Source organism: Streptomyces sp. NPDC006923, from assembly GCF_040635655.1.
GTDB lineage: Bacteria > Actinomycetota > Actinomycetes > Streptomycetales > Streptomycetaceae > Streptomyces.
The window spans coordinates 280,106-303,911 of record NZ_JBEYIF010000007.1 but is presented as its reverse complement, the minus strand read 5'-3'; the positions used below and the strand labels follow the sequence as shown (position 1 = coordinate 303,911).

The following is a 23,806-nucleotide window of genomic DNA, read 5'->3' as shown; positions in this document are numbered from 1 at the left end:
GGAGCGGGCGTACGACGGTGGCCCGACGGCGCCCATGGGCGCGTCACCGGGCACCGCTCCCGCCCCGGGCCAGTTCCGCCGCCTCCTCCTCCGTGCTGACCGAGGGCGGGGAACCGGCCAGCGGTTTTCCCGCCGTTTCCGCCATCAGCAGCACTGCGACCACCCCGACCAGCGCCGCCGCCATGGCGTAGTACGCGGGCATCAGCTCGCTGCCGGTGATCCCGATGAGCGCGGTGATCACCAGCGGGGTCGTGCCGCCGAAGAGGGAGGCGGAGAGGTTGTAGCCCACCGAGAGCGAGCCGTACCGGACCCCGGTCGGAAAGAGCGCGGGCAGGGCGGCCGACATGGTGCCGAGCAGGGGGAGCAGGGACAGGCCCAGCATCAGCGTGCCCGCCGCGATCGCCGGGACGCTGCCCTGTCCGATCAGCAGGAACGCCGGCAGGGAGAGAAGGAGGAAGCCGAGCATGCCCGCCATCAGCAGCGGTTTGCGGCCGAACCGGTCGCTGAGCCTGCCGACCTGGTTGATGACGAGCATCAGACAGACCATCACGCCCAGCAGGATCAGCAGACCATGGGTGTCGCTGTAACCGAGCTCGTCGGAGAGATAGGCGGGCAGGTACGACAGCAGCATGTAGTCCGTGATGTTGTACGCGCCGACCAGCGCGACGCACAGGATCAGCGTCGGCCAGTACTGCCGGAAGATCGTCCCGAGCCCGTTCTCCGCGCCGGCCACCGCCCGGTCCGCCGGCCCGGAGGCACGGGCGTCCTCCAGCCGCCGGAAGGCCGGTGTCTCGTCGAGCCGCAGCCGCAGATAAAGGCCGACCAGACCGAGCGGCCCGGCGACCAGGAACGGCACCCGCCAGCCCCACGCGTCCATGGTGCCGGGGCCCAGCCAGGCGCCCAGCGCGGTGACCAGGCCCGCCGCGCCGACATAGCCGGCGAGCGTGCCGAGCTCCAGAAAGCTGCCGTAGAAGCCCCGGCGCCTGTCGGGGGCGTACTCCGCGATAAAGGTCGCCGCGCCGCCGTACTCGCCGCCGGTGGAGAAGCCCTGGACCAGCCGGAAGAAGATCAGCAGGACCGGTGCCCAGAAGCCGATCGTGGCGTACGAGGGGATCAGGCCGATGGCGAAGGTTCCGATGGCCATCATGATCATTGTCAGGGCGAGGACCTTCTTGCGGCCGACCCTGTCCCCCATCGGGCCGAAGACCACGCCGCCCACCGGCCGCACGAGAAAGGCGACGGCGAAGGTCGCGAAGGAGGCCAGCAGCTCGACCGTGGGGTTCGCCGAGGGAAAGAAGACATGGCCGATGGTGACGGCCAGATAGCTGTAGATGCCGAAGTCGAACCACTCCATGGCATTGCCCAGGGCGGCGGCCTTCACGGCCCGCCGGACCGCCCGCTCGTCGGTGACGGTGACGGTGATGTCGGACCGGTGCGGCGCGGGATCCTCGCGACGGCCGTCGGTACGGAAGCGGGGGCGCCCGGCGGCCGGGCTGCCGTCCCCGGCCCCGTTGTCCCCGGCCCCGTTGTTGTGCTGCCGGCCGGCCATGGTGCGCGTCCTCCCTGCCGGAGTCGGGGTGATCGGTCCGGGACGTGCCCCGGCCAGGCCCGGGGAGGCTTCGGTCACGGTGGTGGTGAGCCGGGGTCCCACGCGGGTGGGACCCCGGTCAGGCGGCCTCGGACCGGGGCTTCCGGGGGGCCTCAGACACCCAGGTCTTTGATGATCTTGGCCACATGGCCGGTGGCCCGCACGTTGTACAGCGCGTGCTCGACCTTGCCGTCCTCGTCGACGACAAACGTCGAGCGGATCACGCCGGTCACGGTCTTGCCGTACATCTTCTTCTCGCCGAAGGCGCCGTACGCCTCCAGCACGGCCTTGGAGGGGTCGCTGACCAGCGTGACCTTGAGGCTCTCCTTCTCCCGGAACTTCGCGAGCTTCTCCGGGGCGTCCGGCGAGACGCCGATGACGTCGTAGCCGGCGCCGGCGAGCAGATCGAGGTTGTCCGTGAAGTCGCAGGCCTGCTTGGTGCAGCCGGGGGTAAGCGCCGCTGGGTAGAAGTAGACGATGACCTTGCGTCCCTTGTGGTCCGCGAGCGATACGTCATTGCCGTCCGCGTCGGGCAGGGTGAAGGCGGGGGCGGTGTCGCCGGGGGTGAGTCGCTCGCTCATGGTTCTCCTCGGTGGAGGTCGGGTGTACGTGGCCGAGCGTAATCGGGGGTGCCGCCGGGTGCGGGCACGGCGAAGCTGACAGACTGTCGAGGAAGTACTGCTGAAGTACTGACGAAGGACTCACCGGACACGACGACGGAGGCAGCGCGGTGTCGGATTCCAGGACCCCGGCGCAGATCGAGGCGGACATCGTCCGCAGGCGCGGGCAGCTTGCCGAGACGCTCGACGAGATCGGGGTGCGGGTGCACCCGAAGACGATCGTCGGCGACGCGAAGGCCCGGGTGGTCTCCAGCGTGGATCAGACGGCCGGGCGCGCGTTCGTCGCCGTCAACAGGACGGTGTCGGGCGTACGGGCGCAGTTCGTCGGAGTCGACGGCGGCCCGCGACTGGAACGGGTCGTTCCGGTGGCGCTGCTCGCGGTCGGGGTCGTCGGACTGCTCGCGGTGTCGGTGCGGCGGCGCAGAGGATGACGCGGGGCGCCCGCCGCCGGTGACCCCTGCGGCGCCCGGCGCGGCCACGGACAGGTAGGTTCTGGGGCGTGAGCGAGAACACCCACGACAAGTTGCCCATCCGGATGCTCCATGACCGTGTGCTGGTCAGGACGGACATCCCGGAGGGCGAGCGCCGCTCGTCCGGCGGCATCCTCATCCCCGCCACGGCGGCGGTCGGCCGTCGGCTGGCCTGGGCCGAAGTGGCGGCCGTGGGGCAGAACGTACGGACCGTGAAACCGGGTGACCGGGTGCTGTACGACCCCGAGGACCGCGCCGAGGTCGAGGTGCGCGGAGTGGCGTACGTCCTGATGCGGGAGCGCGATCTGCACGCGGTCGCGGCCGACCGGTTCGAGGGCTCCGAGGACTCCACGGGCCTCTATCTGTAACCGCCCTCGCACGGCACGAAGGGCCTGGTCCCCAGGGGGATCAGGCCCTTCGCCATGGTCCGGCGCCGGTGTCAGCTCACGGACGGATCACCGAGGGAAGCGCCGGCCGGAACGGGAAGCCGGGGTCGTTGGCCACGGCGTTCTCGGCCCGGCCCGTCTTGCCCGTACCGCCGCTGCCGCCGCCGGTGGACGTACCGCCACCGGGCTCTCCCCGGGACTCTTCTCGTGCTTCGCGGGGCCGGCCGCCGGTGGTGGTCCCGCCTTTCTTCTCGCGGGACAGGTCCTGCGAGGCGTCATGCGTCCCGCCCCGGCGGTGTCCGCGCGGCCGGCCCTCGGTGCCGGGCTCCTCCGCTTCCTGGTCCTGCGTGTCCAGTTCCTCCTCAGGTGGTGTCACATCCTCCACTCCGTCCTGCAGTTGCAGGTCGAACTCCTCCGGAGCGGAGTCCTGGAGGGCGTCCGCCGTGTACTGGCCCCAGATCTCGGCCGGCGCCCCGCCGCCGTTGATCCGGTTCTGGCCCATGGCTCCGTACAGCGCCCTCTGCTGTGCGGTCACCGGGTCGGCGCCCATGATCGCGATCACGGTCGCCAGGTCCGGCGTGTAACCGGCGAACCAGGCGGCCTTGTCGTCCTCCGCCGTGCCGGTCTTGCCCGCGGCGGGGCGGCCGACGGACTGGGCGGCGGTGCCTGTGCCGCCCTCGACGACGCTCTGCAGGATGGAGGTGGTGGTGTCGGCTGCCTCACGGCTGATGGCCTGCTTGAACTTCCGCCTGGGCAGGTCGACGACGGCGCCGTTCTTGCTGATCTTTGTGACCAGCGTGTACATGCTGCGCTTGCCGTGGTTGGCCAGGGTCGCGTACGCCTCCGACATGTCCAGGACACTCGCGGTGGCCGGACCGAGTGCGATGGAGGGCGTCGCGGTCAGGTCGGGAGTGTTCCTGGGCAGGCCGAGGGCGACGGCGGTCTTTCTGACCGTGGCCGGGCCGACGTCCTGCGCCATCTGGGCGTAGACGGCGTTGACGGACCTGTCCGTGGCCGTACTGACGCTGATGGGACCGTACTTGACGTCGTCCTCGTTCGCCGGGGCGTAGCCGGTGGGCCCGTCCGGGCCCTCGACCATGCGCTCGTTGTCGCCGTCATAGATGGTGTACGGGGTGATGGGCATACCGCTCTGGGTCGCGGACTCGTGCTCGACGGCCGCGGCGAAGACGAACGGTTTGAACGTGGAGCCGACCTGGTAGTCGCGGCGGGTGGCGTTGTTGACGTACTGCTTCGTGTAGTCGATGCCGCCGTACATGGCGACGACATGACCGGATTCCGGATGGACGGAGGCGCCGCCCACGCGGACGTTCCGGTCGGCCGCGCGGCTCTCGTCGAGCCGTGAGGTGACATGGTCCTCGACGGCGTCGGTGAGAGCGTCCTGCTTCCTTCTCTCCAGCGTGGTGGTGATCCGGTAGCCGCCGCCGGCCAGCGTGTTCTCGTCGAGGATGTTGTTGCTCGTGAGGTACTCCTGGACGGCCTGCACGACATAGCCGCGCTGTCCCGAAAGACCGACACTGGAGGGCCTGAGCCCACCCGGTTCCGGGAAGTCGATCGCGTCCCTGGCGGTCTCGCTGAGCCAGTCCTCCTTGACCATGCCGTCGAGCACGTAGTTCCAGCGGGCGAGGGCGGCCTCCTTGTTCTCGGGATGCACGACGATGTCGAATTCGCTGGGGGCATTGAGCAGCGAGGCCAGATAGGCGCCCTCGGCCGTGCTGATGTCCCCGACATCCTTTCCGTAGTAGGCCTGCGCGGCGGCCTGGATGCCGTACGCGTTGCGGCCGAAGTAACTGGTGTTGAGATATCCCTGGAGGATCTGTTCCTTGCTCTGTTCGCGATTCAGTTTGATCGCGATGAAGAATTCCTTGGCCTTGCGGATGACGGTCTGTTCCTGGCCGAGGTAGTAATTCTTCACGTACTGCTGGGTGATGGTGGAACCGCCCTGGGTGCCCTTGCCGAGAACGGTGTTCCAGGCCCCGCGGATCATTCCCTGCGGGTCGATGGCGGGTTCGTAGTAGAAACCGCGGTCCTCGGCGGCGAGCACGGCCCGCTGTACGCCCTTGGGCACCTGGGCGAGCTGGATGTTCTCCCGGTTGATCTCGCCGTCGCGGGCGATCTGGGTGCCGTCCTCGTAGAGGTACACATTGGACTGGGCGGTGGCCGCCGCGTTGGCGCGCGGGATGTCGACCACCAGGTATCCGGCGACGAATCCACCGATGAGTGCGAGCGCGCAGAACAGGAACGCGCCCAGCACCGTGCGCCAGGTCGGGAGGAATCTGCGCCGGCCCGTGCGCGCGGGGGACTTTCCCGGTTGCTGGTCCTTGCCGTCCTTGTGTGGTGTCTTCGTCTTCTGGAACTCCTCGGTCTGCTGCGTCGTCTGGGTCGTGTTCGCTTCATCGCCCCGCTCGCCCGGCGGGCTGTGTGCGGGGCGGCCGGTGGCCGAGGGGTCCCGTGGGGCCCAGCCCTGCTGTGGCTCGTCGCTCATATGTTTGGAGACTCCTCGGCCGCGGCCGGTCCTTCGCTCTCCGGCATAACGGTGTCGTATCAGGCGATTCACCGCGCAGCCCCAAGAAACGCTGCGCAGCCCCATGAAACACGGCCAGAAGGGAAGAGAGTCGTCCGCTGCTCGGGCGAGTGCCGCCGGTCGGATATCCGGTCGCGTCGATTGACCCCGCTGGGCTAAGGTCGTGCGCTTTGGTGCCGTGCGCGGGGAGGAGGCTGGGGTGCGGCTGTATCTGGCGGTGGCCGCGGGCGGGTTCCGGCGTTATGCCACGTACCGCGTTGCGACATTCGCAGGCGTGTTCACCAATACCGTTTTCGGCTTCATCGTGGCGTACACCTATACGGCTCTCTGGGACGAGCGGCCGCGGCTCGGCGGTTATGACCTCTCCCAGGCGGTGACCTATGTGTGGGTGGGCCAGGCGCTGCTGATGACCTGCGGCATGATGGGCGGCGGTTTCGAGGACGAGCTGATGGAGCGGATCCGTACCGGAGCTGTCGCCGTCGACCTCTACCGGCCCGCCGATCTCCAGTTGTGGTGGATGGCCGGGGACCTGGGCCGGGCGGCCTTCCATCTGCTGGGGCGCGGGATCGTGCCGATGGTGCTCGGTGCGCTGGCCTTCGATCTGGCGCTGCCGTCGAATCCACTCGTCTGGGTGGCGTTCCTGATCTCCGTGACGTTCGGCGTCATTGTCAGCTTCGCGATCCGGTTCCTTGTCGCGCTGTCCGCGTTCTGGCTGCTGGACGGCGCGGGAGCGGCGCAGATGGGGATGCTGGCGGGGATGTTCTTCTCCGGGCTGCTGCTGCCCCTCAATCTCTTCCCGGGACTGCTCGGCGAGGTGGCGCGGGTGCTGCCCTGGTCGTCGCTGCTCCAGGTCCCGGCGGATGTCCTCCTCGGCAGGCACACCGGCTGGGGCCTGCTCGGGGCCTTCGCCTTCCAGGCCGGCTGGGCCCTGGCCCTGCTGGCCACCGGCCGGCTGCTCCAGTCCGTGGCGACCCGCAGGGTGGTGGTCCAGGGTGGCTGAGGACACGGCGGGGAAGGCATCCCCGAGCCGGCTGGAGGAGCACCCGGCCCGGTGGATTCCGCGCGTGTCGCGGCGGGCGGCGCTCCGGGACGGTCTGCGGGCGTACGGCCTCATCGTCGCGATGTGGACGCGGTCCACGATGGCGTACCGCGCCTCCTTCGCGATGACGGCGTTCGGGAACTTCGCCGCGACCGCCTTCGACTTCGTGGCGATCCTGCTGATGTTCTCCCATGTCGACTCGCTGGGCGGCTACTCGCTGGCCGAGGTGGCCTTTCTGTACGGGACGTCCGGCACCGCCTTCGGTCTGGCCGATCTGCTGATCGGGTCGATGGACCGGCTGGGCCGCCGGGTGCGCGACGGCACGCTGGACACATTGCTGCTGCGGCCCGTGCCCGTACTGGCGCAGGTGGCCGCGGACCGGTTCGCGCCGCGGCGGCTCGGCCGGATCCTCCAGGGGCTGCTCGTGCTGGTCTACGCGCTGTCGGCGGTGGACCTCGACTGGACACCGGTGCGGGTGCTGATGCTGCCGATGATGGTGATCAGCGGGGCGGCGATCTTCGCGGCGGTGTTCGTGGCGGGCGCGGCGTTCCAGTTCTGGGCGCAGGACGCCTCCGAGGTGCAGAACTCGTTCACCTACGGCGGGACGACTCTGCTGCAGTACCCGCCGACGGTCTTCGCGAAGGACCTGGTGCGCGGGGTGACGTTCGTGGTGCCGCTGGCCTTCGTCAACTGGCTGCCGGCGCTCTATGTCCTGGGCCGCGAGGACCCGCTCGGGCTGCCGGACGCCGTCGCGTTCCTGCCCCCGGTGGTGGCGGTGGTGTGCTGCGCGCTGGCCGGAGTCGCGTGGCGGGCCGGATTGCGGTCGTACCGGAGTACGGGGAGCTGAGGAGGTGGAGCGTTCATGAGCACGGATGTCGCGGGACGTACGGACGGTTCGGACTTCATCGAACTGGACGGGATCGAGAAGGTGTTCGACGTGCGGCGCAGAGCGGGTCTGCTGCGACGCGAGAAGCATCAGGTGCGGGCCGTCGACGGCATGAGCTTCCGGGTGGCGCGCGGGGAGATGGTCGGATACATCGGGCCGAACGGCGCCGGCAAGTCGACCACCATCAAGATGCTGACGGGCATTCTGACCCCGAGCGGCGGCCGGCTGCGGGTCGCGGGCATCGACCCGTCCCGGGAGCGTACGAGGCTGGCGCAGCGCATCGGCGTGGTCTTCGGGCAGCGCACCACCCTCTGGTGGGATCTGCCGCTGATCGACTCGTACCGGCTGACGCACCGGATGTACCGGATCCCGGACGCGCGGTTCCGGGTGAATCTGGAGCGCTGCGTCGAACTCCTCGATCTGGGCGAACTGCTGGACGTCCCCGTACGCCAGCTCTCGCTCGGCCAGCGGATGCGCGGCGATATCGCGGCGGCGCTGCTGCACGACCCCGAGGTGCTGTATCTGGACGAGCCGACCATCGGCCTCGATGTGGTCTCCAAGGGCAAGGTCAGGGAGTTCCTGCGGGATCTGAACGCGGAGCGGGGCACAACGGTGCTGCTGACGACCCACGATCTGACCGATATCGAGCAGTTGTGCAAGCGGGTGATGGTCATTGACCACGGCAGGCTGCTGTACGACGGGGCGCTGGCCGGGCTGCACGAGGTGGGCGAGAGCGAGCGGACGCTCATCGTCGACCTGGAGCGGGAACTCCCGCCGATCGAGCTGCCCGGTGCGCGGTCGGTGAAGGTGGAGGGCCCACGGCAGTGGCTGGCCTTCCCGGCGGCGGACTCGGCGGCTCCGCTGGTGGCGCGGATAGCGGCCGGCTATCCACTGGTGGACCTGTCGGTGCGGGAGCCGGACATTGAGGCCGTCATCGCCAAGATGTACGCCGACCGGTCCGCTGTGTGACGCGAACGGCAGGGCCCGGGCACGCGGGCCGGGCGAGATGCCACGCGGGGCCCCGGGAGGCGTCCCGGTGGCGCGGCGAGGTGCCGTGGCCGCTGTTGTCGTGTGCCCGCCAGGGGTGGGGGACAGCCCTTAGGCTGCTGCCATGACGAGTGAACGGCCTGAGATACGCGCCTCCGACGCCGAGCGGGAACGGGTGGCGGAGCGGCTGCGCGAGGCAGTGGCCGAGGGGCGCCTCGACATGGAGGAGTTCGACGAGCGCCTGGAGGCCGCACTCAAGGCGCGCACCCATGGCGAACTGGCGCCGCTGGTACGGGATCTGCCCGCGCCGGGCACCACCACGGATGTGGCGCGGGCCCCGGAGACGGACGGAAGCGACTACGCGGCCCGGACGGGCCGGAGCCAGGCGACGTCCAGGGGCGCCTTCGCCTTCTGGGGCGGCTTCGGGCGCAAGGGGACCTGGACGGTGGGCCGGGCCTTCACGGCGGTCGTCCTCCAGGCGGGCGGCGAGATCGATCTGCGCGAGGCGCGGTTCGAGGACCGCGATGTGGTGATCCGCTGCTTCACCGTGATGGGCGGCGTCCAGGTCGTCGTACCGCCCGACATGGACGTCGAGGTCAGGGGATTCGGTCTGATGGGCGGCTTCGCCGAGACCGGCGAGGCCGAAGGACCGGTCAGTCCGGCCTCGCCCCGGGTGATCGTCACCGGGTTCGCGCTGATGGGCGGCGTCGGGGTGGAGCGCAAGCTCCGAGGGGCGGACAAGCGCCGCCTCAAGGAGGAGCGCAAGCGGGCGCGCCTGGAGAAGAAGGCGCACCGCGAGGAGCTGGACTGACGGAAGGCGCCCCGGGCCGGGCGCCCCGGAGCCGCCGGGACCCGCCGCTCCCGGTCAGAGCTGGGCGGCGGCCCTGCCCTCCAGGGCCTGGAGATCGATGGCCCGGCTCATCGCCCGGTAGCCCTCGTCGCTCGGATGCAGGGCGTCGCCCGAGTCGTACACCGGCCTGAGCCGGTCGGGAGCGTACGGATCGCGCAGCGCCCGGTCGAAGTCCACGACGTCGTCATAGATCCGGCCCGCCCGGATCTCCTCGTTGACCCGGTCCCGTACCGACTCGGTGACGGCGTTGTAGCCCCGGTGCCCGCCGAACGGCGCCAGCGTCGAGCCGATGACGCGCAGCCCGCGCGCGTGCGCCTGGCGCGTGAGCTCCCGGAGTCCGGCCGTGATCTTCTCCGGATCCCTCTCGCGGCCGCGCAGGATGTCATTTATGCCGAGGTCGATGATGACGACCCTGACCCCGGCCCGGTCGAGGACATCACGCCCGAAGCGGGAGATACCGCTGGGGCCGTTGCCGATGAGCGCGGTGTCGGCCAGGACGCGGTTGCCGCTGATGCCCGCGTTGAGCACACCGGTGTGCCGGTCGCGCAGCCGGTCGGCGAGCCAGTCGGGCCAGCGGTGATTCGCCCCGGGGCGCGAACCCTGGCCGTCGGTGATCGAATCGCCGAAGGCGACGATCGCGCCGGGCGCCTCACGATTGAGCACATCGACCGCGGTGACATACCGCCAGGCGGTGGTCGGCTCGGTGTACGCGCTCCCGCCGGGATCCAGCGCCCGGTCGCCGGCGGCGAGGTACGAGGTCTGGAAGGCGCGCGGGTGGTAGGTGACGGGGCCGCCGGACACCGGGGTGTACAGCGTGACCAGCAGATCCCCGTCGTACGGCACGCTCAGCGCCACCGGGTCGCTGACGATCTGCCCGCCGGGCGGCACCGTCACCTCGGGCCGCCCGCCGAAGGCCAGCTCCCGCATCGTCCCGGCGACGGCCTCGGCCCCGCCACCCGGCTCGCCGACGCCGACCGACCCATGGCCGATCAGCAGCGGGACACGGCTGAAGAGATTGGAGAGAGTGACCCGGACACTCGTCCCACCGATGCTGGTGTGCACGACGTTACGGATGGAACGCCCCGGATGGCCCGTCGGAGCGCCTGGTTCGGCCCCGCCGGGCGCGGCGGACCAGGTGCCGGTCCAGCCGGCCGCCGAGGCGGGCGCGGCCGTCCCCACCGGCACCCGGGCCCGGGAGTCCGGCGAGCCGCCGGCCCGCTCCGTGACCGGGCCGGTGTCCAGCAGGCCGAGCCCGCTGACGATGGCGGCACACACCAGGGCCACCACCCCGACAAGCGCCCCGAGCAGGGCGAATCCGTGCCGTCTGGTCATAGCCCCCGTGTCCCCTCACACCCGCGTACAGAACACATCATCCGGCATCGCGGGGGAACTCGGCATCCGCCTCGGGAGTCCACCTGGGAGAGACAATGCGTACGAGTGGGCCACGGGTGGATCTGAGTCACGACGCGGACGCGGACGGGTGGAGCGGATGGAACGCAGGAATCCGGAGAAAACGGCGAAGTCCGGCATGGGGGCGGAGGCCGGCGCGGGCGCCGGGGAGCCGGGGTCTTCCGGCGCGTCCGGCGGGCGCTCGCCGCTGGCCTCGTTCTCGTACACCGCCGCCGACGAGGAGAAGCGGCGCGGCGTCCGCCGCATGAAGACCACCGCCACCGGCCTGCTGCTGCTCGTCGCCGTGATCTACGCGCTCGCCACCTGGGCGAGGGACTCCGGCGTGAGCGGCTGGCCCGGCTATGTCGCCGCGGCGGCCGAGGCCGGCATGGTGGGCGCGCTGGCCGACTGGTTCGCGGTGACGGCGCTCTTCCGGCGTCCGCTCGGGCTGCCCATCCCGCACACCGCGATCATCCCGAACAAGAAGGACCAGCTCGGCGCCTCACTCGGCGCCTTCGTCGGGGAGAACTTCCTCTCCGCCGATGTGGTCAGGGCCCGGCTGCGGGGCCTCGGCATCGGCGGCCGGCTCGGCGCCTGGCTGGCCGAACCCGCCCACGCCGACCGGGTCACCGCGGAACTGTCCACGGCGCTGCGCGGCGCGCTGACCGTCCTGCGGGACTCGGACGTCCAGGCGGTCGTCGGCGAGGCGATCACCCGCCGCGCCAACGCCGTCGAGATCGCCCCGGGCATCGGCAAGACCCTGGACAAGATCGTCTCGGACGGCGCCCACCACCGGGCCGTCGATCTGATCTGCTCACGCGCGCACGACTGGCTGGTGGAGCACGGGGACTCGGTCGTGGACGCGGTCCAGGGCGGGGCGCCGGGCTGGACGCCACGGTTCGTCGACCGCAAGGTCGGTGACCGCGTCTACAAGGAGCTGCTGCGCTTTGTCACGGAGATGCGCGACATGCCCGGCCATCCGGCGCGCGGCGCCATCGACCGCTTTCTGGGCGACTTCGCCACGGACCTCCAGTCGGACTCCGAGACCAGGGCCCGGGTCGAGCGGCTCAAGGGCGAGCTGCTGTCGCGCCCGGAGGTCCAGGACATCATCGCCTCTGCCTGGTCCTCCGTACGCGCCATGATCATGTCCGCCGCCGAGGACGACCGCAGCGAACTGCGCCTGCGGGCGCGGGCCTCGCTGCTGTCACTGGGCAGCAGACTCGCGACGGACGGCCGGTTGCAGGGGAAGCTGGAAGGCTGGATCGAGGACGCGGCCGCGTATGTCGTGTCCACGTACCGAGGCGAGATCACCTCGCTGATCTCGGACACGGTGGCGAGCTGGGACGCCGGTGACACATCCAAGAAGATCGAAGCGCACATCGGTCGTGACCTGCAATTCATCCGGATCAACGGCACGGTGGTGGGCGCTCTGGCCGGTCTGCTGATCTATACGGTCTCGCGCGCCCTGGGCGCGTGACGCACCGGCGGGGGCGGGCCTGGGTGCGTGACGCGCCGGCGAGGCCGGGGTGGGCAGGCCGGGGTGGGTAACGGCCTGGCGACGGCAATCTGATCAGCGGCCAGAACCCCGGCGTGGCTTCGCGGCTCGGGGCCGGCCGGTCCCGGCCGCCGGCGGGCCGCCGGTCAGGAACCGGCTCTGCGGGTGACCGCCCAGGACGCGACCGCGACCCCGCCGGCCACCGCGAACACGGCGGGCCCGGCCCCGACCTTCTTGGCGAGCGGGTGCGATCCGGCGAAGGCGGCGACATACGCGGCGCTCAGTCCGACCGCGGCCTTCGTCCCGCTGCTCCGCTGCCACTGGCGCGCCGCCACGGCCCCGGCGGCGGCCAGCGCGACCCCGCCGAGCGGACGCTTCCTGGTCCACCGCGCGACCCCGTACCCGCCGACGAGCCCGCTCGCCGCCACGGCCGCTGCCGGAATCTCTGCCATCGCTGTCGCCACCTCTGCCGTCTGCAACCGATCTGGACGTCATCGAGCCTAACGACACGCCGCGCCGCGCCCCTCGGGGGCCGCGCCGTATCCGGGCCCGGCGGCAGCCCGATGCCGTACCCCGTCCGGGATGTCTTGTCCGGCCGGTCCGGCGGCGGCCGTGAGCGCTACGGCTCTCCACTCTCCATGGTCATTCGGCCCGCCGGAATGCCCATGGCGGAGGGGACACGGAGGATGGAGGGAGAGGCCGTACACCCGGCGGGCGGCTGTGACGTGGACAGTGGCCGTCCGGGCGAGGGCGGTCCTCCGGCAAGGGCGACAAGGGCGAGGAGAGACACGTGCGCGCGATCGTCGTCCATGAGACGGGTCCGGCCGACGTCCTGCGGCTGGCGGACATCCCGGTGCCCCGGCCGGGCCCCGGGGAGATCGCCATTGATGTCGAGTACGCGGGCGTCGGCTTCGTGGACACGCTGCTGCGCGAGGGAATCGTGCCGATGCCACTGCCGTTTGTCCCGGGCATCGAGGTCACCGGCCGGGTGCGCGGGACCGGCCCCGGGGTCGAGGGCTGGCGCCCCGGCCGGCCGGTGGCCGCGCTCCTGAACGACTTCGGTCGCACGGCGCGCGCCGGCGGCTACGCCGAAGTCGCCGTCGCCGCCGCGGACCTGGCGGTCCCTCTGCCCGACGACGCCGACCTGGCGGCCGTAGCCGCTGCCTTGTCCAACGGCGTCACCGCCTGGATGGCCCTGCACGACCTGGCACGCATCTGCCCCGGCGAGACCGTCCTGGTGCTCGGGGCGAGCGGCGGACTCGGCGGCATCACCGCGGGCCTGGCACGAGTCCTGGGCGCGGGCCGCGTCATCGGCGTACTGGGTACGGACTCGGCGGCCAAGCGGAGCGCGGCGCTGGAGGCGGGCTGCACGGAGGTGATCACGGCCATGGAACTGCCGGACTCTCCGGCCGGACCGGGCCCGGGGCAGGACCCGGAGCGGGACGCGGGGCAGGAACCGGGGCAGGTCCGCGGACTGGGCATCGGGCAGGGGCTCGGACTGGGCATCGGGCGGGGCATCGACGTGGCCGTCGATCCGGTGGGCGGCCATCTCCGCAGCAAGGCGCTCGACGATCTCGCTCCGTTCGGCCGCCTGGTCATCGTGGGCGGCGCCAGCGGAGTCGACGAACCGTTGTCCGGCGACCTGATCTGGCAGGACACCAAGTCGGTCATGGGCCTGAATGTCGACGGCATCGCGCACCTGGCCCCGGCCCGAGTGGCGGACGCCGCGGCGGCGGTGATCCACCTCGTCCACAGCGGCACCCTGCACCAGCCCCCGCCCCATGTCCGCCCGCTGACCCAAGCGGCCGAGGTCCACAGCGGGTTGAAGCACCGGGCACTCCCGGGCAAGACGATCCTGACCCCCGGCGCCCCGTCCTGACGCCCCACCGGCCTGCTGGACGACGCGGGGGCGGGGGCCGACGCGACGGGGAAGGGGTGCGCGCTCGCCCACTCCGCCGGTGTGTGTCCGACAGCGGGGACTACACCCGGCGGTTCCGCACAGCGCCGACGAACCCTGCCCACGCATCACGGTGAAACACGAGCTGGGCTCCGCCGGGATCCTTCGAGTCCCGCACGGCCGCTCCGCCAGCCAGCCGAGCAGCCTCGACACACTCCGTGGTGTTGCCGCCGCTGTGCGAGGACTTGAACCACACAAGGACCTCCGGGAACTGGGCCTGGTCTGCCGGAACCATCACAACTCCTCGCGCACACGCTGCATCATGGCCGATGAGGCAGCCGCCCCCAACGCGTGTGCGCGAAGATAGTCGAACGCAAGCCGGTACCTGTCCAGTTCTTCGTCTTTCTCCATGAAGACGGAGCCCACGTGGAGATCGACGTAGACCACGTCGAGGGATGGTTCGACGCCGCCCAGAATGACGAAGCTTCCCAACGCCGCAGCGTGTGCCCCCTTCGCGAACGGGAGGATCTGCAGGGTGATATGCGGCGATTCGTTGGCTTCCAGGAGGCGGGTCAGTTGCTCGCGCATGACGTGCGGTGACCCGACCACGCGCCGGATCACCGATTCGTCGAGGACCGCCCAGAAGTGAGGCGGCCTGGAACGGCCCAGGATCTCCTGCCGCTTCATGCGGATATTGACGAGACGCTCGACCTCGTCCGGGGCGAGCCGCATCTCGTTAGCCTGCTGGATGGCGGTGTTGTATCCGCGGGTCTGCAGGAGGCCGGGTACATAGACACAGGAGAAGTGGTCCTCCCGTACTGCCTCGTCCTCAAGCGTCAGCAGCAGGCTCATGTCCGCCGGGATGGAACTGGCGAAGGCCCTCCACCAGCCCTGCTGTCTGGCGTCCCTCGCAAGCGCGACCACGGCATTGCGCTCAGCCTCGCTGGCGCCGTACTCGCGGCAGAGAGCATCCACGATGGGCCATCTCACCGGCCCTTCCTGGGTCTCATACCTGCTGACGGTCGCCTTCGATACCCCGACCAGGCGGCCGGCCTCCTCCAGCGTCATGCCTTTGCCCGCCCGCAGTTTCCGCATCATCGCGCCGAGCTGCCGCCGCCGGGTCGTTGTCCTCACTGACATGGGAGCAGCCTTCCATTCCGCTACGGGCCATTCGCTGCCCCAGCCAACAGGGCCACACGGAAGCGACGTTGAGGAACCAGCAGATTCACCCTTGCGATATCGGTGAGAAGTTACATAAAGAGACTTCTCGCTGCCATACTTCAGCGGGATAGCTACGCAGTGTGGTCGTGCAGACACGGCAGGCGCAGTGCCGGCGTGGCGCGGGAGGGAGATTTGGCATGTCCGGGAACAGAGACAGCGGCGTTCAGTGCCGGAGCGTGCTGCCATTTGAGGCCGTGCCGACGGTGGTGCGCGGACTGCGGGGAATGGTCAGGAAACAGCTAACGGAGTGGGCGCTGCAGGTACTTGCCGGAGAAGCCGAGCTGGTCGTCAGCGAGCTGGCGACCAACGTGATCAAGCATGTGGGGGAAGGGGCGGCGGCAACTCTCGTACTGGAGGCGGCCGGAGACCGTCTGCGGATCGAAGTGCATGACAAGAGCGGTGAGCTGCCGGCGCAGATCTCTGCGGGGTGCGACGAAGAATGCGGTCGTGGGCTGCACCTCCTCGCTGGGATGGCCGTCGACTTGGGGGCGGTGCTCACCGCGTCGGGGAAAGCCGTCTGGTATGAACTCTCCGCCGACCCGGAGGAACATCGCCGGCGAGTAGTGCGGGCGGAAGCAGTCCTGGCGCGGTACCGGAGTGCGATCGGTGCGCCGGCGTTACTCCAGGGCTGCTCCGCTCAGCTCCTCGAAGACTCGGCATCCGACCTCATCGCGGACTTGCTGCACTGGGTCGCTGCTCAGGGTGGCGACCCAGACGGTTTGCTCGGCAGAGCGCGGATGCATTTTGAGGCGGAAGCCGGGATCGTATGAGCTGATCAGCTCTGCTTCCGCTGCCACTCGGCGGCGGCGGTAAGGATAAGACCCGCGTCCTCATACAGATGCCTGTGATGGAAGACGGACGCGATGTTGAGCACGGCCTGGGCGTCGCGCCTGCCGGCGCTGGCAAGGACGGTGTCGGCCTCCTCGTTGAGTCCTGCCGTGCGGCAAGCGGTGACGACCGCCGGGAGATCGCGTGAGGGGAGTGTTGTGGCCGCACTCCACAGGACGATGAACGCGTCCCGGTCACGGCCTTCCGAGAGGTAACGGCGCAAGGTGCCGAGTTCGGCCCACGTCTCCTCAATCCTTTCCTCAAGATGTGTTTTGGGGTGCCGGTCCCCGTCCTGGAGGGGGACCGGCACCCTCGTCTGCGCCTGGGCGCCGGAAATCTGGCGTGCGTCGGCATGGTGGTCGGTCTGCTGCGGCTTGCGGAAGGAAGGCTGAACGGTGTGTGAAGCCGGCTCTTCAGGTTGCTGGTCACCAGCGGGGTAGCCAACGGTGCAGCACACACAGTGTTTTTTCAGGGCATCTGCGCGCATTTCCAGCAACGCGCTGAGGGGGTACGGCAGAACGCGCCCGGTCTCCAGGGCATCCTCTTGAACCACCTTGTAGAAACCTTCAAGGAGGTGGGGCTCGGGCACTCGTCCAGCGTTGAGATGGTTGGAGAGCGTCGTCGGCGCCTGGTTCGCGCGTCGAGCGATGTCAGCCTGGGTGCGGCTGCTGCACTCGCACACCTCCCGCAGCGCCGTCACGAACTTCCGGTGAGGCTCAGTGATATCTGGCGGGAGATCTTTGCGGTTCCGGCGTGGTCTGGGCGGCATTGTGATCCCTCTGGGCAGGCGGAGGCGCAGCGATACGCACCTCTGATTCTGCGTCAGTCCGTGACCTCCCGGTAGATGCGGAAGTTTTCCATTCCCCCTCGAAACCCGCTGAACACTGGCGTTAATGCCCGCTCCCGGGCAATGGTTAGGTGCTCGCCGGAGCAGCTTCCGTGGGGGGACCCTCTCGTTCTGGTGTGGCACCTATACCTGTCGCCTGACGTAAGGGGAACGTGATGGCACTGCCGTCGTGGACGGATCCGAAGTACGGAACGATGAAGAGCGCTGCCCTGTGGCTGGTCACTGTCATCGGTGAGGGCAATATCTTCACGAAGGAAGACGTCAAGGCGGCTTTCCCTGGGATCAGCCAGGCTGACCGCCGCGTGCGCGACCTGCGCGATTACGGCTGGCAGATCGACACTCACAGGGAAGACCTGACGCTTGGCCAGCATGAGCAGCGGTTCGTGAAGCAGGGCGCGCCAGTGTGGGAGCCAGGGAAGGCCACTAAGTCGGGCGTCACGGTGACTCAGACGCAGCGCCGCGACGTGCTGGCGAAGGACGGACACCTTTGCCGCTCCTGCGGGATCGCTCCGGGCGAGACCTACGCCGGCTCGTATGAGTCTGCTCAGCTGGACATCGCCCGCCGCACGGTGAAGCAGCCCTCGGGTGGCGAGAAGGTGGAGCTGGTGGCCGAGTGCAATCGCTGCCGTGTGGGAGGACGGGGGCAGTCAACAGACCTCGGAGCTGTGCTGGCAGGCATCGCGGACCTCGGCGGGCTTGAGCAGAAGATGCTTGCCGAGTGGGTGTCCAAAGACAAGCGTGAGTTCAGTGACGTCGAACGGCTGTGGGCTGAGTACCGGTTGCTGCCGGCGGAGTCGCGGGCCAAGGTCCGTGAGGCTCTCGGGCTTCCCGCTTCCTGAACCGGCCCCATGAGGTGGGGTCGCGCTTCGCCGCGGCCCCACCGCGCCATCTGTTGCCCTTGACGCAGTCTGAGGAGAACGAACACACAATGAGTAACACCTTCGGCCGGCCGCCGCTCGCGGCCGAGAACAAGGAACTGGTCGAGCAGCGCCTTAAGGAGCTAGCAGCGGGCTCGGGCCTCCAGGAGACCCTGACAGTCGAGTGGCGTACACGGCCGTTGGTCGTCCAGGTCATTGATATGCCGGTGGAGTCTCTTTACTACAACCCGGGGACGCATCGCATCCGTGCGCAGCGGACCTTTGACCCGGCGAGGGATCAGCTTCTGGATGCCGACCCCTGGACGGACGAGAGCCAGGACTACCTGCGCCACCTGCTCCAGGCCGATCCGTCCGATCCGGCCAAACGGGATAAGGATTTCGAAGAACTCAAGTCGAGCCTCAAGGATTTCAAGCAGAACGATCCCGGCCTCATTACGCGGGACGGCATTCTTGTCAATGGCAACACCCGTGCGGCAGCTCTACGGGAACTGGGCGTCGCTTACATCAGGGTGGGCGTGCTGCCAGATGACTGCACTTGGGCTGACGTCAACGCGGTCGAACTCTCTCTGCAGCTGAGGCACGACACGCGTCGTCCCTACTCCTACATCAACCGGCTGCTGACGATCGAGGAGGAAGTGGGTGCCGGGCGTGATTTGGCGGACATCGCAAGGGGGTTCCGGATCCGCAAGGACACCGCAGCACAGGACCTGTGGGTCCTTTCATGCCTCCAGGATCTGACTGAGCGGTCCAAGTCGGGGCAGGCGCAGCTCCGGCTGATGGACTTCGAGGGCGCTCAGGAGAGGCTCAGGGAACTGCACCGTGCGTACAGCAAGATGTCAAAGGTCAGCATGGAGAAGGCAGACCTGCTGAAGGAGAGCCGGCTGGCCGCGATTGTGCTGGAGTTCTCCAAGACAGACCTGCGTCTTATTGAGGCTGACTTCCGGACACGTTACCTGGAGCAGCGACTGCCGGAAGACCTCAAGGCTGCGCCCGGGGAGACTGCTGAGCGCAAGATTCCTGGTATCAACCGGGCGGTCAGGCCTGCTGTGCCCGGGGTAGCAGCTGCCCGTGCGTTCACCGACACAGTCCTCCGGGCCAAAGCAGTTGAACGAGCCGTCGATATTGTTTCCGCCGCAGAGCACCAGCAGGCCGCAGCGGTATTCCAGCAGGCCCACCGTGCACTTGAAGACGCGCTTGAACCAGCGGGCAAGGACGCCCGCGTACGCAAGAGGAAGCAGGCCGCGCCCGATCGCCTCAATGATGCCTGTCAGGACATCGATCAGTGCATTACGGACATGGCGCTCGCCCGTGCATCACGCAGCCTTGACGAAGAGACATTTGACGAGGCTGTACTCAAGTTGAAGGCCAGCCTGGACAAATTGGCTCACGCTGCTGCCCAGAGTATTGAAGTGCCTGGTGACGGCGTTGCCTGGCTGCTGGATGCACTGCGTCCGGAGGAGTCGTGACCCTGTCGGCAGAACCGTCGCTGCGGATTGGCTTCGATGTGTCGCGCACCAAGGCCGTGCTGCGCGCCGATGAGCCATTGCGGATGGAACTGACCCGCCTGGCCGCCCGCTTCCCCGCGGGCGGCCAGCGTGGCCCGCTCACCCTTGAACTGTCCCTTGACGACTTTCTGGTCGGTATCGACGTCCTCGCTGACTGGCCATACCCGGAGTCTGTCGCCTGGGAGGACGAGCTCCTTGCGCTGGTCACCAGCGTCCTTGATGATGCGGACCAGGCCGAGCAGCGGCTTCTGCAAGAGCCCAGCACGGCCACAGCTCTGGACGATGGCGCGGTCGTAGAGGCGCTAGGCGTGGGCTGGTCGGCAGACCTCACCGATTTCCAGCGAAGGGATATCGCCCGGCTCCTCTCCATGCAGCACGGTGCCAATTTCAGCGTCCCTGGAGCAGGGAAGACACGTGTCGGACTGGCGGTCTATGCGGCCATGCGGGAGAGGGGAGAGGTCCGTCGGCTCCTAGTCGTCAGCCCGAAGTCTGCCTATGAGTCCTGGCTCTTCGAGAGTGGCCAGTGTTTCAAAGAGCCGCCGCTGACGACAGTGATGGAAAAGAGCCCTGATCCCCGGGCTGAGATTCTCGTCGTGAACTATGAGCGTCTGGACAAGTCGCTCACTGCGCTTGCCTCCTGGCTGCGCGCTGTACCTTCGATGATCATTCTCGATGAGGCCCACCGGATGAAGCTCGGGGCGCGGGGGATCTATGGCAGCGCCTGTATGGCCCTCGGCCCGCTGAGCCGGCGTCGGCTCATCCTTACTGGCACGCCAGCCCCGAACGGGGCAAAGGATCTGGAGAACCTGCTGTCGTTCGTGTGGCCTGGCCATGGCCGCCGTGTTGTTACACAGGCTGTCGACGGCGGAGACCTTGCGCATGCCAGTTCCGTACTGCGTCCGCTTTTCACCAGGACAACCAAGAACGAACTGGGTCTGCCGCCCTTTCAGACGCGTATCAGGTATCTGAAGCTGCCGGATCTGCATCGCGAGGTTTACGACGCCCTGGTGGGCCGCTTCACCGCGCGGGCCGAGGCTTCGCGCTCAGATTTCGATGCCCTGGGCAAGGCGATGCTGCGCCTGCTCATGGCGGCTACGAGTCCCGCGCTGCTGGTGGAGGGAGGGAGCAGGTACGAACCCCTGACGTACCAGGTGCCGCCGCTTGAGGTGCCCGAAAACGAGTCGCTGTACTCGCTCATGAGGAATCTTCCGCAGCATGAGCTGTCCCCGAAGTACATGGAAGCCGTCAAGATCGTTGGAGAGAACGCCGCGGCTGGCCGCAAGACCCTGGTCTGGACGACCTTCGTCCGCAGTCTCACGACAATGGAGCGCATGTTCGCGGCGTACCAGCCCGCTGTTGTCCACGGTGGCACGCTCGACCGTGAGGAGCAGATCCGCCGCTTCCGGGAAGACCCGGACTGCCACGTCATGCTGTCCAACCCCGCCACCCTGGGCGAGGGGATCAGCCTGCATCACGTGTGTCACGATGCGGTCTACGTGGACCGGGACTTCATGGCGGGACGCTTTCTCCAGAGCCTGGACCGCATCCACCGGCTGGGACTCGCGCCCGGTACAGAGACACGTGTCACCGTTCTGGCGGTCGAGGGCACCATTGACGAAGTCGTGGCACTGAGGCTTGAGGAAAAGCTGGAATTCATGGGACGGATTCTCGACGATCCGTCCGTGCAGCAACTGGCGGATCTTGAGGAAGAGCCCTCCGCCGCAGCCGGCATGGATATGGCGGACGTCCGTGCACTGCTGGGTCATATCGATGCCATCGCCGCTCGGTGAAGGCACCCGCCGCGCGGCACTGCGCTGGCTTGCGCATCTGCGTATAGCCAGCGTTACCCGCGCGCGGGCGCTTTTCACTCATCACCCCCGATACGCGGACCTCACACCTGCTCAGTACTCTGAGGGGCTGGAGTGGCTGAGACGGACCGGGATGGTGACGCCCTCGGGCCGGCCGGCGGTGGACATCACCGGGAGCGAGTTAGGCGACGGGACAGCGGCCCTTGCCGTGCCCCGGATTCTCTGGAGCCAGGCTGCCGAAGAGGTCAAAGCGCGAATCGGGGCGGCCGGGGAACGGGCTGTGCTGGATTTGCTGCGAAGCAGTGGAGCACTGATGGTCCGGCATGTCGCGTCGATTTCGGATGCCTTTGGATATGACGTTGAAGCCGTTCTGGCCACCGCCAAATCCATGCACGTGGAGGTCAAGTCCACTACGGATCCAACTCGCCTGCTTGTTCACCTCACGCGACATGAGTATGAGGTGATGCGGACCGATCCTGAGTGGGCGATGGTTGCCGTCCTTGTCGGCTGCGACGAGTGCGCGCTGAGTGTGGCGGACGTCTGTCGCGAGTGGCTGCTTTCAGCTGTCCCTGAGGACCGGTCCAGGAACGGCCGCTGGGAATCCGCCCGGCTCGTTGTGCCGCCTCATGCGCTGACAGCAGGCTTGGACGCAGGTCATGGACGGAGGCTGCTGCCGGCCCGTTCGGTCTCCACCCGGTCTGTGTGGGGGATGCGGTCCTCCGCCGTGGTCTCCGCCTGAGTCAGTGCATGGGCGAGGCTCCGGCCGACTGCTTCGGCCACTGGCGGCGGGAACGCGTTGCCCACTTGCCGGTACGCCGATGTCTTCCGGCCGGAGAATCTCCAGTCGGATGGGAAACCCTGAAGCAGCGCCATCTGCCCGATGGTCAGCCTCACAGGCAGCGATGCCCCCGGCAGTGGTAGTTCATCAGCGACGCTGGAACCGTTGATGCCGAGCTGTGCCCAGGCGCGGCGCGCGCGGGAGGGCCCCAGGTCCGCGCCGCCGTGCCGGCGCGACCCGCCGCAGAGGGTCGGTGCGATACGCATCGCCTCGTCCGCCCACTGACGGGCGAGTTCCCAGCCCTTTGAGGCCATCGACTCGTACAGAACGCTGCCGACCCCGGGGGCTGTCTCGGGGCAGGAGGTCGGCTCGGGCCAGCGGAAAGCCGCGAAGGCGTCAGGGCGCATGGCGATGAGGACTGCACGCGGCCGTAGCTGCGGAACTCCGTAGTCGCAAGCACGAAGCAGGCGCCAGCTCGTGCGGTAGCCCTGGGCTGCCAGTCTGCCGAGTACCTCCCCCCTGTAAGACGCGAACTTGCCCTGCAGGATGCCCTTGACGTTCTCTACCATGACCGCCGTCGGCTGAAGACGTGCGGAAAGATTTAACAGGGTGGGAAAAAGGTCGCGTTCATCGACCGCGCCGAGTTGCTTGCCCGCCAGGGAGAACGGTGGACAGGGCACCCCCGCGGCCAGCAGCCCGACGGTCTTGTCAGTGGAGCGGAGACCGCCTTCCGTGAGGTCCCGCACATCTGCCGGTACAACGTTCCAGTTGGGGCGGTTTGTGCGAAGGGTGTGGACAGCGTCGGTATCCAGTTCGACGAGAGCCGTGTGTCTGAAGCCGGCGCGCTCAAGCCCCAGCGCCTGGCCTCCTGCTCCGGCACAGAGCTCAATGCTGGTGAGGCTAGGGACGCGGAGCAGATGAGTGGCTGATTGCATCGTGTAGGTGCCTCCCGTTATCAGACTGTGGGCGACGAATGACGTCGGCTGCAGCTTGCCGCCACTTGCCGCGGCATGTGGCGGCAAGTTACTGTTCCCCCTCGAATTGATCATTGCTAGCGAACGTGTTCGAGTGGAGTACTTGATGTCGACCCCTGATCTGGACTGGCGCGACACCGGGCTGGGTACGCGGGTCCGCGTGGCGTTGTGGCTTCGCGATGAGATCGGCGTGGGCGGAACTTTCTCCAAGGCGGCCCTGCGTGCGGCCGTCAGCGGGGCTGAGCAAGTCGACCGCCGTATGCGTGATCTGCGGCCGGCAGGCTGGGTCATCAGGACGAACCGGGACATGCCGAGCCTTCAGCCGGACCAGTTGTATCTGGAGGAGATGGGACTTCCCGTCTGGGACCAGGAGCACCGGGCCGCCGGTCTGCGTCAGATCAGTGCGAGGACCCGGCGCTTCGTTTATGAGCGGGACGGGCACATGTGCCGACGCTGCGGTATCGGTGCCGCCGAGGCCTATGCTGACGACCCCGGCTCGCATGCCCGGCTCACTCTTGGTCATGTGAACCCCCACGCTTCAGGCGGCGGTGCCAACGCGGAAGACCTCGTTACTGAGTGTTCTCGGTGTAATGAGACGGTGCGGAACCTGACCGGTGTCCAGATGAGCCGGACGCAGGTGTGGGACCGGGTGAGGGAACTCCCCGTCCGGAACAAACGCGAGCTGCTGGCGTGGATGACGGGCGATGTCCGGCCGCTGAGCCCGGCCGAGCAGGCGTGGGGCATGTACCGGCAGCTACCGGCGGCGGTGCGGGACGAGATGAAGCGCGACCTTCGAGAGCTGCTTCAGTCCTGACCGC

Annotated in this window: 23 protein-coding genes; 14 read left to right on the top strand and 9 right to left on the bottom strand. The window is 68.5% G+C overall.

What is annotated here, in order from left to right; translation table 11 throughout:
- Positions 1-43: 43 nt before the first annotated feature.
- Both ABZ707_RS17000 and bcp read right to left on the bottom strand, forming a co-directional pair.
- The gene (locus ABZ707_RS17000) at positions 44-1,549 is read right to left on the bottom strand and encodes an MFS transporter (RefSeq protein WP_360174605.1); all 1,506 of its coding nucleotides are present in this window, start codon (positions 1,547-1,549) and stop codon (positions 44-46) included.
- Positions 1,550-1,701: 152 nt separating this feature from the next.
- The gene (gene bcp, locus ABZ707_RS16995; RefSeq protein ID WP_360174602.1) at positions 1,702-2,169 is read right to left on the bottom strand and encodes a thioredoxin-dependent thiol peroxidase; all 468 of its coding nucleotides are present in this window, start codon (positions 2,167-2,169) and stop codon (positions 1,702-1,704) included.
- Positions 2,170-2,318: 149 nt separating this feature from the next.
- On the opposite strand from bcp, the gene ABZ707_RS16990 reads away from it, so the two are divergent.
- Positions 2,319-2,639, top strand: coding sequence for a DUF3618 domain-containing protein (locus ABZ707_RS16990; RefSeq protein WP_360174599.1), 321 nt, complete (start codon positions 2,319-2,321; stop codon positions 2,637-2,639).
- Between the two features lie 104 nt (positions 2,640-2,743).
- Entirely contained in the window at positions 2,744-3,046 is a 303-nt protein-coding gene (locus tag ABZ707_RS16985) for a co-chaperone GroES (protein ID WP_319678497.1), read from the top strand.
- A 76-nt stretch (positions 3,047-3,122) separates the two neighbouring features.
- Here ABZ707_RS16985 and ABZ707_RS16980 read toward each other — a convergent pair whose 3' ends face one another.
- Positions 3,123-5,567 (bottom strand): transglycosylase domain-containing protein, encoded by a 2,445-nt coding sequence (locus ABZ707_RS16980; RefSeq protein WP_360174596.1) that lies wholly within the window; start codon positions 5,565-5,567, stop codon positions 3,123-3,125.
- A gap of 238 nt (positions 5,568-5,805) precedes the next feature.
- Between ABZ707_RS16980 and ABZ707_RS16975 the strand changes: the two genes are divergently transcribed.
- From ABZ707_RS16975 to ABZ707_RS16960, 4 genes are all read left to right on the top strand, one after another.
- Positions 5,806-6,606, top strand: a complete 801-nt coding sequence (locus ABZ707_RS16975) for an ABC-2 family transporter protein (protein ID WP_360174593.1) — start codon at positions 5,806-5,808, stop codon at positions 6,604-6,606.
- A complete protein-coding gene (locus tag ABZ707_RS16970) occupies positions 6,599-7,492 on the top strand; it encodes an ABC transporter permease (RefSeq protein WP_360174591.1) in 894 nt (297 codons plus the stop codon). The genes ABZ707_RS16975 and ABZ707_RS16970 overlap by 8 nt, the downstream gene beginning before the upstream one ends.
- 15 nt (positions 7,493-7,507) lie before the next feature.
- Positions 7,508-8,500, top strand: a complete 993-nt coding sequence (locus tag ABZ707_RS16965) for an ATP-binding cassette domain-containing protein (protein ID WP_360174588.1) — start codon at positions 7,508-7,510, stop codon at positions 8,498-8,500.
- Between the two features lie 142 nt (positions 8,501-8,642).
- Positions 8,643-9,329, top strand: a complete 687-nt coding sequence (locus tag ABZ707_RS16960) for a DUF1707 domain-containing protein (RefSeq protein WP_360174585.1) — start codon at positions 8,643-8,645, stop codon at positions 9,327-9,329.
- Positions 9,330-9,383: 54 nt separating this feature from the next.
- On the opposite strand, the gene ABZ707_RS16955 is transcribed toward ABZ707_RS16960, so the two are convergent.
- Complete coding sequence (locus ABZ707_RS16955) at positions 9,384-10,700, bottom strand: SGNH/GDSL hydrolase family protein (protein ID WP_360174582.1); 1,317 nt, start codon at positions 10,698-10,700, stop codon at positions 9,384-9,386.
- Positions 10,701-10,857: 157 nt separating this feature from the next.
- Here ABZ707_RS16955 and ABZ707_RS16950 point away from each other — a divergent pair, with 157 nt between their 5' ends.
- The gene (locus tag ABZ707_RS16950) at positions 10,858-12,234 is read left to right on the top strand and encodes a DUF445 domain-containing protein (RefSeq protein WP_360174579.1); all 1,377 of its coding nucleotides are present in this window, start codon (positions 10,858-10,860) and stop codon (positions 12,232-12,234) included.
- A gap of 164 nt (positions 12,235-12,398) precedes the next feature.
- Here the strand turns inward: ABZ707_RS16950 and ABZ707_RS16945 are convergent, their stop codons facing one another.
- Positions 12,399-12,704, bottom strand: a complete 306-nt coding sequence (locus ABZ707_RS16945; protein WP_360174576.1) for a hypothetical protein — start codon at positions 12,702-12,704, stop codon at positions 12,399-12,401.
- 338 nt (positions 12,705-13,042) lie between these two features.
- On the opposite strand from ABZ707_RS16945, the gene ABZ707_RS16940 reads away from it, so the two are divergent.
- The gene (locus tag ABZ707_RS16940) at positions 13,043-14,131 is read left to right on the top strand and encodes a zinc-binding dehydrogenase (RefSeq protein WP_360174573.1); all 1,089 of its coding nucleotides are present in this window, start codon (positions 13,043-13,045) and stop codon (positions 14,129-14,131) included.
- 100 nt (positions 14,132-14,231) lie between these two features.
- Here ABZ707_RS16940 and ABZ707_RS16935 read toward each other — a convergent pair whose 3' ends face one another.
- On the bottom strand, positions 14,232-14,444 hold the full coding sequence (locus ABZ707_RS16935) for a DUF397 domain-containing protein (RefSeq protein ID WP_360174570.1): 213 nt from the start codon (positions 14,442-14,444) through the stop codon (positions 14,232-14,234).
- Positions 14,444-15,289 (bottom strand): helix-turn-helix transcriptional regulator, encoded by an 846-nt coding sequence (locus tag ABZ707_RS16930; protein ID WP_360174567.1) that lies wholly within the window; start codon positions 15,287-15,289, stop codon positions 14,444-14,446. The genes ABZ707_RS16935 and ABZ707_RS16930 overlap by 1 nt, the downstream gene beginning before the upstream one ends.
- Before the next feature lie 218 nt (positions 15,290-15,507).
- On the opposite strand from ABZ707_RS16930, the gene ABZ707_RS16925 reads away from it, so the two are divergent.
- Complete coding sequence (locus ABZ707_RS16925) at positions 15,508-16,140, top strand: ATP-binding protein (protein ID WP_360174564.1); 633 nt, start codon at positions 15,508-15,510, stop codon at positions 16,138-16,140.
- Positions 16,141-16,145: 5 nt separating this feature from the next.
- On the opposite strand, the gene ABZ707_RS16920 is transcribed toward ABZ707_RS16925, so the two are convergent.
- Positions 16,146-16,898, bottom strand: coding sequence for a hypothetical protein (locus ABZ707_RS16920; RefSeq protein ID WP_360174561.1), 753 nt, complete (start codon positions 16,896-16,898; stop codon positions 16,146-16,148).
- A gap of 302 nt (positions 16,899-17,200) precedes the next feature.
- Between ABZ707_RS16920 and ABZ707_RS16915 the strand changes: the two genes are divergently transcribed.
- From ABZ707_RS16915 to ABZ707_RS16900, 4 genes are all read left to right on the top strand, one after another.
- Positions 17,201-17,884 carry a hypothetical protein gene (locus ABZ707_RS16915; protein WP_360174558.1) on the top strand — a complete coding sequence of 228 codons (684 nt, stop codon included), beginning with the start codon at positions 17,201-17,203 and terminating at the stop codon, positions 17,882-17,884.
- 89 nt (positions 17,885-17,973) lie between these two features.
- Positions 17,974-19,389 (top strand): transcriptional regulator, encoded by a 1,416-nt coding sequence (locus tag ABZ707_RS16910; RefSeq protein WP_360174555.1) that lies wholly within the window; start codon positions 17,974-17,976, stop codon positions 19,387-19,389.
- Positions 19,386-21,218, top strand: a complete 1,833-nt coding sequence (locus ABZ707_RS16905) for a DEAD/DEAH box helicase (protein ID WP_360174548.1) — start codon at positions 19,386-19,388, stop codon at positions 21,216-21,218. Before ABZ707_RS16910 ends, ABZ707_RS16905 begins: the two co-directional genes overlap by 4 nt.
- On the top strand, positions 21,199-21,975 hold the full coding sequence (locus ABZ707_RS16900) for a DUF3883 domain-containing protein (RefSeq protein ID WP_360174545.1): 777 nt from the start codon (positions 21,199-21,201) through the stop codon (positions 21,973-21,975). The genes ABZ707_RS16905 and ABZ707_RS16900 overlap by 20 nt, the downstream gene beginning before the upstream one ends.
- On the opposite strand, the gene dcm is transcribed toward ABZ707_RS16900, so the two are convergent.
- Positions 21,891-22,949 carry a DNA (cytosine-5-)-methyltransferase gene (gene dcm, locus ABZ707_RS16895; protein WP_360174542.1) on the bottom strand — a complete coding sequence of 353 codons (1,059 nt, stop codon included), beginning with the start codon at positions 22,947-22,949 and terminating at the stop codon, positions 21,891-21,893. The two genes, ABZ707_RS16900 and dcm, sit on opposite strands and share 85 nt — an antisense overlap.
- A gap of 145 nt (positions 22,950-23,094) precedes the next feature.
- Between dcm and ABZ707_RS16890 the strand changes: the two genes are divergently transcribed.
- Positions 23,095-23,802, top strand: a complete 708-nt coding sequence (locus tag ABZ707_RS16890) for an HNH endonuclease (protein ID WP_360174539.1) — start codon at positions 23,095-23,097, stop codon at positions 23,800-23,802.
- The last annotated feature ends 4 nt before the right edge of the window (positions 23,803-23,806 follow it).